General features: G+C 74.9%; 13 protein-coding genes and 1 pseudogene. 3 read left to right on the top strand and 11 right to left on the bottom strand.

What is annotated here, in order from left to right; all coding sequences use genetic code 11:
• The first annotated feature begins 2 nt into the window (after positions 1-2).
• A complete protein-coding gene (gene coaA, locus GJV82_RS04395; RefSeq protein WP_312028711.1) occupies positions 3-992 on the top strand; it encodes a type I pantothenate kinase in 990 nt (329 codons plus the stop codon).
• 8 nt (positions 993-1000) lie between these two features.
• Here coaA and GJV82_RS04390 read toward each other — a convergent pair whose 3' ends face one another.
• From GJV82_RS04390 to GJV82_RS04355, 8 genes and pseudogenes are all read right to left on the bottom strand, one after another.
• Positions 1001-1822: a DedA family protein gene (locus GJV82_RS04390; RefSeq protein WP_155098362.1), complete on the bottom strand. Its 822-nt coding sequence runs from the start codon at positions 1820-1822 to the stop codon at positions 1001-1003.
• Positions 1823-2085: 263 nt separating this feature from the next.
• Complete coding sequence (locus GJV82_RS04385; RefSeq protein WP_404812920.1) at positions 2086-2730, bottom strand: peptide deformylase; 645 nt, start codon at positions 2728-2730, stop codon at positions 2086-2088.
• Positions 2727-4088 (bottom strand): phosphoglucosamine mutase, encoded by a 1362-nt coding sequence (gene glmM / locus GJV82_RS04380; protein WP_155098361.1) that lies wholly within the window; start codon positions 4086-4088, stop codon positions 2727-2729. Before glmM ends, GJV82_RS04385 begins: the two co-directional genes overlap by 4 nt.
• Before the next feature lie 148 nt (positions 4089-4236).
• Positions 4237-4725, bottom strand: coding sequence for a 30S ribosomal protein S9 (gene rpsI / locus GJV82_RS04375; RefSeq protein ID WP_162289855.1), 489 nt, complete (start codon positions 4723-4725; stop codon positions 4237-4239).
• Between the two features lie 45 nt (positions 4726-4770).
• Entirely contained in the window at positions 4771-5214 is a 444-nt protein-coding gene (gene rplM, locus GJV82_RS04370) for a 50S ribosomal protein L13 (RefSeq protein ID WP_318657259.1), read from the bottom strand.
• A 170-nt stretch (positions 5215-5384) separates the two neighbouring features.
• A pseudogene (gene trhO / locus GJV82_RS04365) lies at positions 5385-6304 on the bottom strand (oxygen-dependent tRNA uridine(34) hydroxylase TrhO).
• 20 nt (positions 6305-6324) lie between these two features.
• Positions 6325-8004: an ABC-F family ATP-binding cassette domain-containing protein gene (locus tag GJV82_RS04360; protein WP_318657258.1), complete on the bottom strand. Its 1680-nt coding sequence runs from the start codon at positions 8002-8004 to the stop codon at positions 6325-6327.
• 100 nt (positions 8005-8104) lie between these two features.
• Positions 8105-8644, bottom strand: coding sequence for a DUF937 domain-containing protein (locus tag GJV82_RS04355; protein WP_155098358.1), 540 nt, complete (start codon positions 8642-8644; stop codon positions 8105-8107).
• A gap of 189 nt (positions 8645-8833) precedes the next feature.
• Here GJV82_RS04355 and GJV82_RS04350 point away from each other — a divergent pair, with 189 nt between their 5' ends.
• Positions 8834-9235: a DUF5709 domain-containing protein gene (locus tag GJV82_RS04350; RefSeq protein WP_115942071.1), complete on the top strand. Its 402-nt coding sequence runs from the start codon at positions 8834-8836 to the stop codon at positions 9233-9235.
• 40 nt (positions 9236-9275) lie between these two features.
• Here the strand turns inward: GJV82_RS04350 and truA are convergent, their stop codons facing one another.
• On the bottom strand, positions 9276-10154 hold the full coding sequence (gene truA, locus GJV82_RS04345; protein ID WP_318657278.1) for a tRNA pseudouridine(38-40) synthase TruA: 879 nt from the start codon (positions 10152-10154) through the stop codon (positions 9276-9278).
• Between the two features lie 203 nt (positions 10155-10357).
• Here truA and GJV82_RS04340 point away from each other — a divergent pair, with 203 nt between their 5' ends.
• On the top strand, positions 10358-11128 hold the full coding sequence (locus GJV82_RS04340; protein WP_155098357.1) for an ROK family protein: 771 nt from the start codon (positions 10358-10360) through the stop codon (positions 11126-11128).
• Between the two features lie 6 nt (positions 11129-11134).
• Here GJV82_RS04340 and GJV82_RS04335 read toward each other — a convergent pair whose 3' ends face one another.
• The gene (locus GJV82_RS04335) at positions 11135-11947 is read right to left on the bottom strand and encodes an alpha/beta fold hydrolase (RefSeq protein ID WP_231492826.1); all 813 of its coding nucleotides are present in this window, start codon (positions 11945-11947) and stop codon (positions 11135-11137) included.
• A 202-nt stretch (positions 11948-12149) separates the two neighbouring features.
• Positions 12150-12710 carry a 50S ribosomal protein L17 gene (rplQ, locus tag GJV82_RS04330; protein ID WP_024840328.1) on the bottom strand — a complete coding sequence of 187 codons (561 nt, stop codon included), beginning with the start codon at positions 12708-12710 and terminating at the stop codon, positions 12150-12152.
• Positions 12711-12747: the final 37 nt, after the last annotated feature.

Below are 12747 nucleotides of genomic sequence, written 5' to 3'. Positions count from 1 at the left end.
GGGTGTCCTCCCCCGCCGACGACCCGTCCGACCTGCTCCCGGCCCACCTCGCGGCACCGTCCTCCTCCCCGTACGTGGACCTCGACCGCGCGGCGTGGAGCCGGCTGTCGGAGTCGACGCCGCTGCCCCTGACCGACGAGGACGTCGCCCGGCTGCGCGGCCTCGGCGACCCGATCGACCTCGCGGAGGTCGACGCCGTGTACCGGCCGCTGTCGCGGCTGCTCAACCTCTACGTGACCGCGACGTCCGGCCTGCACGAGGCGACGTCGACGTTCCTGCGCGAGGACACGGGCAACACGCCCTACGTCATCGGGGTCGCGGGCTCGGTCGCGGTGGGCAAGTCCACGACGGCGCGCGTGCTGCGCGAGATGCTCGCGCGCTGGCCCGAGACGCCGCACGTCGAGCTCATCACGACCGACGGCTTCCTCTACCCCAACGCCGAGCTCGCGCGCCGCGGCCTCATGGAGCGCAAGGGCTTCCCCGAGTCGTACGACCGGCGCGCGCTCATCCGCTTCCTGTCCAAGGTCAAGGCGGGCCACGCCGAGGTCCGCGCACCCGTCTACGACCACCTCACCTACGACATCGTGCCGGGCGCGGAGGCCGTGGTCCGCAAGCCCGACGTCCTCGTCGTCGAGGGGCTCAACGTGCTGCAGCCCGCCCGGCCCAGCGCGCACGACGAGACGACCGTCGCCGTCAGCGACTTCTTCGACTTCTCCATCTACGTCGACGCGCGCACGCGCAACATCCGGCAGTGGTACGTCGACCGGTTCCTCGCGCTGCGCCGCACCGCGTTCGCGCGCCCCGAGTCCTACTTCCGCCGCTACGCGGACCTCACGGACGAGCAGGCGGTCGAGCGCGCGCGGTCGATCTGGGACGCGATCAACGCGCCGAACCTCGAGCAGAACATCCTGCCGACGCGCGGCCGCGCGACGCTCGTCCTCACGAAGGGCCCGGACCACTCGGTCCAGCGCGTGCGCCTGCGCAAGCTCTGAGGCCGCGGTCAGGACGCGCGCGGCGCCGCGCCCGTGCTGCTCGACGGCGACGCGCCGGGCGTCGACGCCCCGGCCGGCGCGTCGTCGTCGGCCCGGGCGGGGTCGGCGGACGCCGGGGACGCGCCCTGGGGGCCGGACGTGCCGGGCTCGTCACGCACGACGGCGTCGTCGCCCGCCGCGGGGGCCGCGGGGACGTCCACGGGGAGCTCGCCGCGCCGGCGCGCGCGCATGATGAGGACCCGGTCGATGACGAAGCCGGTCGCGATGCCGAGCACGACGCCCACGACCATCGCGAGGAGCGGCTCGTGGCCCAGCCACTGCGCGGCGACGAGGCCGATGAGCACCGAGTACAGCGACCACGTCACGGCCGCGATGCCGGAGAACGCCATGAAGCGGCGCCGCGGGTAGCCGACCGCCCCGGCGGTCATGTTCACCGCGACGCGCCCCACCGGGATGTAGCGCGCGGCGAGGATGAACGACGCGCCGCGGTGCGCGAGGGCGCGTTCCGCCCACGCGACGGCCTTGCGACCCCGGGCCGTGCGGAGGAGGCGGACCCGATCCGTGCCGATCGCCCGACCGATCGCGAACGCGATCTGGTCGCCGGTCCACGCCCCGAGCGCCGCGACGAGCAGCACGAGGAGGAGGTTCGGCTCACCCGTGGCGTGCGCGGACACGGCGAGCGTGATGACCACGGACTCGCTGGGGATCGGCGGGAAGAACCCGTCGATCGTCGCGAAGCCGAACAGCGCGGGATAGATCCACGCGGACGCCGCGAGGGCGAGGACCCAGGTCTCCAGGTTCTCCAGGAAGGTCGACACGGCGTCGGGCAACGGCGTCCTCGTTCGTCGGCTGGCGGGGAGGCCAGGCGGGCGGCGGCGGCAGGTCGGGCGTCCTGCACCACGACAAGCCTACGGAGCGCGACGACGTCGACCATCAGGGAAACCCCCGGTTCACCCCCGGGGATTCCCGCCCGGCAGCGCCGCGCACGACGACGAGTCTTCTCCCGCAGCCGGTGCGGCGTCGTCATCCGGACGGACGACTTTCCTCCGGGGGGTACGTCGTCAGGACCAGCGCTGCGCAACCGCCCGGGCACCTACCGCACGTCGCCGGGCAGACGTGCCACGCCGAGCGTCGACGCGAGGGTCCGCAGGTCGGCGGCGTCGACGTAGAGCTCACCGCGCAGGTGGTCCGTCTCGTGCTGCACGATGCGCGCCGGCCAGCCGGTCAGCACGTCGTCGAACGGCCGGCCCGCCTCGTCCTGGCCCGTGAGCCGCACGCTGCGGGCGCGCGTGCGCTCCGCCTGCCAGCCGTGCACGGACAGGCAGCCCTCGAAGAAGGTCCGCGTCTCGTCGCCGACGGCCTCGTAGCGGGGGTTGACGAGCACCCGGTACGCGAGCGGGGGTCGCTCGCGCTCGTCGTCGGCGTCCGGGGACCCCGGGTCCTCGACGACGGCGAGCGCCAGGCCGATCCCGACCTGCGGCGCGGCGAGGCCCACGCCCGGCGCCGCGTGCATGGTCGCGCGCATCGCCTCCAGGAAGCGGGGCAGCACGTCGCCGAGCTGGCCCGCGTACGGGACCGCGGGCGTGCGCAGCACCGGGTGCCCGGCCTGCACGATGGGCAGCACGCCGTCGTCGTAGGTGTCCAGGAGCGCGCGCACGTGGTCGCGCAGGCCCTCGTCGACGCCCTGGCGCACGCCCGCGCCGGCCTCCCGACCCGTCGTCCGACCGGCCGCGCTCACAGCGCGAGCCGGTCGCGCACGACGCCCGCGAGCTCGCCCGCGACCGCGTCCGCCTGCTGCTGGGTGGCCGCCTCGACCATGACGCGCACGAGCGGCTCGGTGCCGGACGGGCGCAGCAGCACGCGGCCCGTCTCGCCGAGGGTCCGCTCCGCCGCGGCGACCGCCGCGAGGAGCGCCTCGTCGGTGGACGCGCGCGTCTTGTCCACGCCGGGGACGTTGACGAGCGTCTGCGGGAGACGCTGCACGACGCCCGCGAGGTCGGCGAGCTTCTGGCCCGTGACGCGCACGCGCGACGCGAGCTGGAGAGCGGTGAGCACGCCGTCGCCCGTCGTCGCGTAGCGCGACATGACGATGTGCCCCGACTGCTCGCCGCCGAGCCCGTACCCGTGGGCGCGCATCTCCTCGAGCACGTACCGGTCGCCGACGGCCGTCTGGACGGTGGTGATGCCCGCGTCGCGCATCGCGAGCAGGAGGCCGAGGTTGCTCATGACCGTCACGACGAGCGTGTCGTGCGGGAGCGCGCCCTCGTCCTTGAGCGCGAGGGCGAGGACGCCCATGATCTGGTCGCCGTCCACGACGGTCCCGCCGTGGTCGACGGCGATGCAGCGGTCGGCGTCGCCGTCGAACGCGACGCCGAAGTCGGCCTCCGACGCGACGACGACGGCCTGGAGCTGCTCGGGGTGGTTCGAGCCGCACGCCGCGTTGATGTTGCGGCCGTCGGGGCTGGCGTTGATGACGACGACGTCCGCGCCGGCCGCGCGCAGCGCCACGGGGCCGACGTCGCTCGCGGCGCCGTTGGCGCAGTCGACCGCGATCCGCAGGCCCGCGAGCGGCTTGTGGTCCTCGTCCGCCCCGATGCTCGCCATGAGGTGCTCGACGTACGCGCCGCCGGCGCGCCCCGAGTCGGACGAGATCCGCCCGACGGTGCCGTGCGTCGGGCGCTCCCACTCCTGCCCGAGCAGACTCTCGATGCGGTCCTCGACCGCGTCGTCGAGCTTGACGCCGCCGCGCGCGAGGAACTTGATCCCGTTGTCCTGCATCGGGTTGTGGGACGCCGAGATCACGACGCCGAAGTCGACGTCCATGGTGCTCGTCAGGTAGGCGACCGCCGGCGTCGGCAGGACTCCCACGTCCTTGACGTCGACGCCAGCGCTCGCGAGGCCGGCGTTGAGCGCCGCACCGAGGAACTCGCCGGACACGCGCGTGTCCCGGCCGACGACCGCGCGCGGCCGGTGCCCCTCCTCCTGCCCGCTCGCGAGCACGCGCGCCGCCGCGACACCGAGGTCGAGCGCGAGCTCGCCCGTCACGTTGCCGTTCGCGAGACCGCGCACCCCGTCGGTGCCGAAAAGCCGTCCCATGGAAGTCCTTCCCCTCGATCCGGCCGTGTGCCGACCGTACGACCGCCTGCCGTCGCCCGCTCCTGACGGGCGTTGGTCACCGCTCCTCACAAACGCCGTCGGCCCCGGCGGACGAGGTCCACCGGGGCCGACGATCGCACAGCGCGGATCAGCGCTTGGAGTACTGCGGTGCCTTGCGGGCCTTCTTGAGACCGGCCTTCTTGCGCTCGACGACGCGGGCGTCGCGAGTGAGGAAGCCGGCCTTCTTCAGCGCGGGGCGGTTGTTCTCGGCGTCGATCGCGTTGAGCGCGCGAGCGATGCCGAGGCGCAGCGCGCCGGCCTGGCCGGACGTGCCGCCGCCGCTGATGCGGGCGATGACGTCGAAGCGACCCTCGACGTCGACCAGCTTGAGCGGGGAGTTCACGAGCTGCTGGTGAACCTTGTTCGGGAAGTACTCCTCGAGCTCGCGCCCGTTGATCTTCCACTGCCCCGTCCCGGGGACGAGGCGCACGCGCGCCACGGCCTCCTTGCGGCGGCCCAGGGCCTGGCCGGGGGCGGTGATGCTCTGGCCGCGGCCCGTGGGGGCGGCGGACTCGGAGGTGTAGGTGCTGGGCGTCTCGTCGCCCAGGGTGTCGGTGTCGACGGTGGTCTCGGCCACGGGTGGTGTCCTCGCGTCTCTCTGTGCGCTACGCCTGGGCGGCGATTACTGCGCGACCTGGGTGATCTCGAACGGCTTCGGCTGCTGCGCGGCGTGCGGGTGCTCGGCACCCGCGTAGACCTTGAGCTTGCCGAACTGGGCGCGACCGAGGGTGGTCTTGGGGAGCATGCCGCGCACGGCCCGCTCCACAGCACGCTCGGGGTGCTTCTCGAGCAGGTCGCCGTAGGGGACGGCACGCAGACCACCCGGGTACCCGGAGTGGTTGTAGGCCATCTTCTGCTCGCGCTTGTTGCCGCTCAGGGCGACCTTGCCGGCGTTGATGACGATGACGAAGTCACCGCCGTCGACGTGCGGAGCGAAGGTCGGCTTGTGCTTGCCGCGCAGCAGGGTGGCCACGTGGCTGGCCAGGCGGCCCAGGACGACGTCGGTCGCGTCGATGACGTACCAGTCGCGCTGGACGTCGCCGGGCTTCGGGGTGTACGTACGCACGGTCGTAGCCTTCGTTTCTGTCTCAGGATGTCTTCTTCGACCGCTGAAGCAGGCGGCCGAGAGGGCAGGTCGTTGCGCGGCGGGCTCGTTCGGCACCCGCTCCTTGGCCGGCAGCGAGTGGGCGCGCTAGCGACACGGGTGTCGTGAGGTGAGCACAACGACTCAACAGACTACCCGCGAGGCAGGCCACCGGTCAAAGCGGCCGGGCGCTCGCGCACGCACTGCTCGCAGCGCGTCGACCGCGCGACGTGGACGCAGTCCGGGCAGTACAGCCGCAGCGTCCGACAGCTCGGGTCGGCGCAGTTCTCGTACTTCGCGGTCGCGGCGCCGCACCGGGTGCACGCGCCGAGCGGGGTCGACCCCGGGCCCAGCTCGACGTGCATGCGCTCGTCGAACACGTAGAGCGAGCCCTCCCACAGCCCCTGCGAGCCGAACACCTCGCCGTACCGCACGACGCCGCCGTCGAGCTGGTACACCTCCTCGAACCCGCGGGCGCGCAGCAGCGCGGAGAGCACCTCGCACCGCACGCCGCCCGTGCAGTACGTGACGACCGGGCGCTGCTTGAGGTCGTCGTACCGCCCCGAGTCGACTCGGCGACGAAGTCCCGCGTCGTCGCGACGTCCGGCACCACCGCGCCCCGGAAGCGGCCGATCGCCGCCTCGAACGCGTTGCGCCCGTCGAACATCACGACGTCGTCGCCGCGCTCGTCGACGAGGTCGTGCAGCGCCTGCGGGCTCAGCCGCTCCCCGCCGCCGACCACACCGTGCTCGTCGACCGCGATCTCGTCCGGGACGCCGAACGCCACGAGCTCGGGCCGCACCTTGACGGACAGGCGCGGGAAGTCGCGACCCGTGCCGTCCGACCACTTCACGTCGACCCCCTCGAACCCCGGGTACCGCCGCGTCGTCTTCACGTACTGCTTGAGGTCCTCGACCGTCCCGCCGAGCGTCGCGTTGATGCCGTGCTCGGACACGATCACGCGGCCCGTGAGGTTCCAGCGCTCCCCCAGCGCCTGCTGCCACAGCTGGACCGCGCGCGGGTCCGGCAGGGGCGTGAAGGCGTAGAAGAGCACGATCTTGTGGACGGCCATGCCCACCAGGATAGGGACGGCTACCGTGCGCGGCGGACGCGCTCGACCTCCCACACGGGCTCGGGCGCCTCGACGACCTCGCCGTCCGCACCGAACACGAGGAAGCGGTCGAACCCGCGCGCGAACCACCGGTCGTGGGTCACGGCGAGCACCGTGCCCTGGAAGGCCGCGAGACCCGCCTCGAGCGCCTCGGCCGAGTGCAGGTCGAGGTTGTCCGTCGGCTCGTCGAGGAGCAGCAGCGTCGCGCCGTCGAGCTCGAGCAGGAGGATCTGGAAGCGCGCCTGCTGCCCGCCCGAGAGCGTCTCGAAGCGCTGCTCCGCCTGCCCCACGAGCTCGTACCGGTCGAGCGCGCGGCTCGCGTCCTCGCGCCCCCTGCCCGCCCGGTGGCCCTCGCCGCGGTGGAGGATCTCCAGGAGCGTGCGCCCCCGCAGCTCGGGGTGGTCGTGGTTCTGCGCGAACCAGCCCGGGCGCACGCGCGAGCCGAGCACCGCGCGGCCCGTGTGCGCCACCGGGTCCGGCGCCGCGCCGTCGTGCACGGTGCCGGGCTCCGGGTCGCTCCCGCCCGCGGCCAGCAGGCGCAGGAAGTGCGACTTGCCCGAGCCGTTCGAGCCGAGCACCGCGACGCGCTCGCCGAAGAACACCTCGACGTCGAACGGCTTCATGAGCCCCGTGAGCTCGAGCCGCTCGCACGTCACCGCGCGCTTGGCCGTCCGCCCGCCCGTGAGCCGCACGGTCACGTTCTGGTCGCGCGCGACCACCTCGGGCCGGCCCGCCTCCTCGAACTTGCGCAGGCGCGTGCGGGCTGCCTGGTAGCGGCTCGCGAGGCCGTCGTTGAACGCGGCCTTCGTCTTGAGCGTGCGCACGAGCTCGGTGAGCTTCGCGTGCTCCTCGTCCCAGCGGCGCGCGAGCTCCGCGAGCCGGTCGCGACGGTCGGCACGCGCCTGCGCGTAGGTCGCGAAGCCGCCGCCGTGCACCCACACCGTGCCGCCGCCCGGCGTCGGCTCGAGCGTCGCGACCTGCGTCGCCGTGCGCGCGAGGAGCTCGCGGTCGTGGGAGACGAACAGGACCGTCTTGGGCGACGCGACGAGGCGCTCCTCGAGCCAGCGCTTGGTCGGCACGTCGAGGTGGTTGTCCGGCTCGTCGAGCAGCAGCACCTCCTCCGGCCCGCGCAGCAGCGCGGTGAGCGCGAGGCGCTTCTGCTCGCCGCCGGACAGCGTGCGCACGTCGCGCCACTGCGCCTTCTCGAACGGGACCGACAGCACCTCGTGGGTGACCTCGTCCCACCCGGCCTCGGCGTCGTACCCGCCCACGTCGGCCCAGTCAACGAGCGCCTGCGCGTACCGCAGCTGGGCCGGCTCGTCGTCGACCGTCATGATGTCGTGCTCCGCCGCCGCGAGCTCGAGCGCGGCCTCGCGCACGGCCGTCGGTGCGAGCTCGACGAGCAGGTCGCGCACCGTGCGGTCGTCGTCGATGCGCCCGACGTCCTGCCGCATGACGCCCAGGCCGCCGCTGCGCGCGACGGAGCCGCCGTGCGGAGCGACGTCTCCCGTGACGATGCGCAGGAGCGTCGACTTGCCCACGCCGTTCGGCCCGACGAGCGCGACCCGCGCGCCGTCGGCGACGCGCATGCTCACGCCGTCGAGCAGGGTGCGCCCGTCGGGCAGGTGATACGTGACGTCGCTGAGGTCGAGGTGTCCCACGAGGCACATGGTCCCCCGCGCGAGCCGCCCCGGTCACGCGGTTTGCGCGCACCCCCGGCCGCGCCCGCGACCGGGGCGACCCCTCACGCGCCGGGCCGGGTCAGCGCCGGCCGCCCCCGAGGAGGCCGCCCAGACCGCCCAGGAGGTCCCCGATACCGCCGCCGGAGCCGCCGCCCAGCAGGCCACCGAGCACGTCGCCCGGGCCCCCGCCGCCCTGCGGGGCCGTGGCCGACGTCTGCTCCTTGCCGCCGAGCTGCTTCGCGAGGAACGCCAGCGCGATCGGCGCGAGCGCGGGCAGGACCTTCTGCATCAGGTTCTGCCCTGCGCCCGTGGAGTCCGCGAGCTGCGCGACGACGGCCTCCTCGTTCGACCCGAAGACGTGGCGCACGATCTTCTCGCCGTCCGCGGTGTCGACCGCGTCGAGGTCGACGCCGCCCTCGACGAGCGACGGGTCGTGCTGCGTGATCGCCTCGCCGAGCGACGCCGCACCGGCCGGGTCCTGCGCGTTCGCCTGCAGGCCCCCGAGCAGCGCGGGGAGCGCCGCCCCCACGGCCTGCTGCGCCGTCGCCTCGTCGACGCCGAGCCGCCCGGCGAGCTGGTCGAGCGGGATGCTGGAGATGATGTCGTCGATGCCGGCCATGGTCGTCCTCGTCGTCGGGCGCGCCCGGCGACCGGGCGCGGTCTGGAGGGTCCCGCGCGAGCGGCGGGCCCGGGCTCGTCCGGCCGAACGACGGCGGCACGACCCCTCCCACGGTAGCGCTCGCGGCACGTCCGTGCAGGTCATGCCGCACATGCTGCGTCGGTCGGCGCGAGGTGCGACCGTGGACGCATGAGCGAAGACACGACCGGCACGAGCCCGGACCCGGAGACAGGCGCCGAGGGCGACAACGACCAGCTCCAGGCGGAGGACACGCTCCTGGACCGCGGGGTGGACGACGTGCTCGACGAGGGCTACTCCCCGCCCGACCGGCCGCGCACGAACCACTTCGGCGAGACCCCGTGGGAGGAGGTGCACGGCGAGACGCTCGACCAGCGCCTCGCCGAGGAGGAGCCCGACGAGTGGGAGCGCGAGGGCACCGAGCGCACCGACCCGAACCGGGCCGGTCGGCTCGTCGCGGACCCCGACGCGCTCGACGGGCGCCAGAACGACACGTACGCCGACGACGAGGGCATCTCCGGGGGCGCGGCCGGGGCCGAGGAGGCCGCGGTCCACGTCGTCGAGGAGCCCTGAGCCGCCGCCGGTCCGGGCGGCCGCGCCGCCCGGACCGGCCTCAGCCCGCGCCGGGTCCGGTCCGGTCGTCCCAGACGTCCTCCTCGTTGCGCACGGCGCGGACGCGGTCGGCCCGCGCGGCGAGCTCGGCGTCCGGCGGGTAGGTGACCTCCTCGAGCACGAGCCCGTGCGCGGGCACGACGCCCGCCCCGGCGTCCCGCCTCCGGCTCGCGAGCAGGTCCGCCGGCCAGTCGACGTCGCGCCGCCCCTCCCCGACCGCGAGCGACGCGCCGACGAGCGCGCGCACCATGTTGTGGCAGAACGCGTCCGCGCGGACGTGCGCCACGACGAGCCCCGCGTCCGGCCCGTCCGCGGGCCGCGACCACGACAGGTGCTGCAGCTCGCGGATCGTCGTCGCGCCGGGACGCGGCTTGCAGAACGCGGCGAAGTCGCGCACCCCGAGCAGCGGACGCACCGCAGCGTCCATCGCCGCGACGTCGAGCGGGCGGCGCGTCCACAGCACCCACTCGCGGCGCAGCGGGTCGCGCAGGACCGGGTCGTCCGCGATCCGGTACGTGTACGCGCGGTGCAGCGCCGAGAAGCGCGCGTCGAAGCCGTCCGGGGCCGGCGCGGCCCGCCGTACGACGACGTCGCCCGGCAGCACGCCCCCCAGCCGCGCGACGAGCGCGTCCCCCGGCGCGCGGTCCGAGCGGCCCGGCAGCGCCTCCCACTGCGCCCGCTCCAGGTCGACGTGCGCGACCTGGCCCCGCGCGTGCACACCCGCGTCCGTGCGCCCGGCGACGGTGAGGCGCGGCGCGGGACCGCGCAGGAGCGTCGCGAGCCCGTCCTCGACCGCCCCCTGCACCGTCCGCAGGCCCGGCTGCCGCGCCCACCCGGCGAACGCCGTGCCCTGGTAGGCGAGGTCCAGCCGGACGCGCACGACGTCGTCGCCCTCCCCGTCCGGTCGGGTGCTCGGCCGGGCGTCCGGTCGCCCGGGCGGCGTGGGGCCGGATGCCGCGACGTCCGGTGCGCCGGAGGGTGCGTCGGGCCGCGCTGCGTCGGGGGTCGGGGCGTCGCTCACGGGAGTTCACCGTAGTCGCCCGGTCGTGCGGTCCGCGCGCCGTCGTGCCTACGCTGCCGCCCATGACCGGCGACCACGCAGACGTCCGCACGCTCGCCGTCGACTGCGGCGGCAGCGGGATCAAGGCGAACGTCCTCGACGCCTCGGGCACGGCGCACGCGACGGCGGTGCGGGTCCCCACGCCCTACCCGCTGCCCCCCGAGCTCCTCGTCGAGACGATCGCCGACATCGCCGCGTCGCTGCCCCCGGCGGACCGCGTCACCGTCGGCATGCCGGGCATGCTGCGGCGCGGCGTCGTCGTCCACACGCCCCACTACGTGACACGCAGCGGCCCGCGCTCGCGCGTCGACCCGGCGCTCCTCGCGGCGTGGACGAGCTTCGACGTGCAGGCGGCCGTCTCGCGCCGGCTCGGGGTGCCCGCGCTCGTCCTCAACGACGCGGAGGTGCACGGTGCGGGGGTCGTCGCCGCGTCCGGTCTCGAGCTCGTGCTCACCCTCGGCACGGGGCTCGGCTCCGCGCTGTTCCACGGCGGGCGGCTCGCCCCGCACCTCGAGTGGTCCCACGCCCCGGTGCGCCGCGGCACCACGTACGACCAGTACGTCGGCGAGCCGGAGCGTCGCCGCCTGGGCGACGGCCTGTGGTCACGGCGCGTGCTCGCCGTCGTCGAGGGCCTGCGACCCGTGTTCTGGTGGGACCGGCTCTACCTCGGGGGCGGGAACTCGCGGCGGATCACGCCGAGCGTCCTCGACCGCCTCGGTGACGACGTCGTCGTCGTGCCGAACTCCGCGGCGCTCGTCGGCGGGGCGCGCGCATGGGACCTGCCGCCCGCGTGACCGCGCTCAGCCGCCCACGGGGAGGCCCGCGCGCGCCGGAGGTGCCGTGCCGCCGTCCGGCGCGGGCGGTGCGGCCTGCGCGACCGTGCGGTGCGCGTCGAGCAGCACGCGGTTGAACGCCACCGGGGCGTCGAGGCTCACGAGGTGCCGCGCCCCCGGGACGACCACGAGCCGCACGGGAGCGCCCCCACGGCGAGACGCCTCGGCGAAGGCGCGCTCCCCGAGACGGAAGTGGTCCCACCGGCCGTTCACGAGCCACACGGGCGTCGCCGCGGCCCCCAGGGCCACGACCGGGTCGACCGCGCCGACCTCGCGCAGGATCGCGCTCATGACGTCGAGCGCGAAGCCGCCCGCGGCGAGGTCCGCCGCGGCCTGCGGCGTCAGCGCCCGGTCGACGAGCGCCTGGTTGAGGCCCGCGCCGCCGTCGGGCAGCCGCTCGATGCCCCGGGCCAGGAGGAGCCAGCCGCCGCGCAGGCGCGTCGCGGGCGGCGTCGAGCACGCGGCCGCGACGAGCCCGACGACGCGCTCCGGGTGCCGCGCGCGCGTCTCGATCGCGACGTACCCCCCGAGCGAGAGACCGACGACGAGCGCGCGTCCGCCCACCGCGTCGACACCGTCCACGACCGCCTCGACCGCGCCGTCGAGCGTGAACGCCTCGCCGCGCCGGGCGCCGTGACCGGGCAGGTCGACGGCGAGGGCGTCGACCCCCGCGCGTCGCAGCGCGTCGAGCTGTGCCCGCCACATCGAGCGCGACGTGCGCGAGCCGTGCACCAGGACCACGGGCGGCCACCCGGGCCGCCCGATCTCGGGAGAGGTCACGGCACGACCCTAGGACGCGCCGCTCCCCCGCGCGCGACGGCTCACCCCCACCCGCCGAGCATGCGGTTGCCGCCCGTCGGAGCGACCGGACGGGCGGTAACCACATGATGGGCGGGCTGGAGCCTGCGGACGACACAGGGCCCGGGACCGTGCGGTCCCGGGCCCTGCGTCACGAGCGGTGCTCGCGCGGCGAGGAGGAGGCTCAGGCCTCCTTCTTCTCCTCCGCGGCGTCCTCGACGGGCGCGTCCTGGACGTCCTCGGCGGGAGCGTCCTCGACGGCGGCGGGAGCGTCCTCGACGGGCGCGTCCTCGACCGTGTCCGCCTTCGCGGCCGGCTTGTCGGCCTTCTTGCTCGCCTTCTCCGCAGCCTTCTCCGCCTCGCGGACTACGGCCTGCTTCGGGCTGACGGGCTCGGTCACGAGCTCGATGACCGCGAGGGGCGCGTTGTCGCCCTTGCGCGTGCCGACCTTCGTGATGCGCGTGTAGCCACCCTCACGCTCCGCCATCTGCGGGGCGATCTCGGTGAACAGCGTGTGCACCACGGACTTGTCGCGCACGACGCGCAGGACGCGACGACGGGCGTGCAGGTCGCCACGCTTGGCGAACGTGATGAGGCGCTCGGCGACCGGACGCAGGCGCTTCGCCTTGGTCTCGGTGGTCGTGATCCGGCCGTGCTCGAAGAGCTGGGTGGACAGGTTCGCGAGCATCAGGCGCTCGTGAGCCGGACCACTGCCGAGCCGGGGGCCCTTGGCGGGGGTAGGCATGGGATGTGCTCCTTGGGAAGTTGTCGCGCCGCAGGTG

This window comes from Cellulosimicrobium composti (genome assembly GCF_009711085.1).
GTDB lineage: Bacteria > Actinomycetota > Actinomycetes > Actinomycetales > Cellulomonadaceae > Cellulosimicrobium > Cellulosimicrobium composti.
The sequence above is the reverse complement of the archived record's forward strand: the minus strand, read 5'-3'. Positions and strand labels throughout refer to the sequence as shown.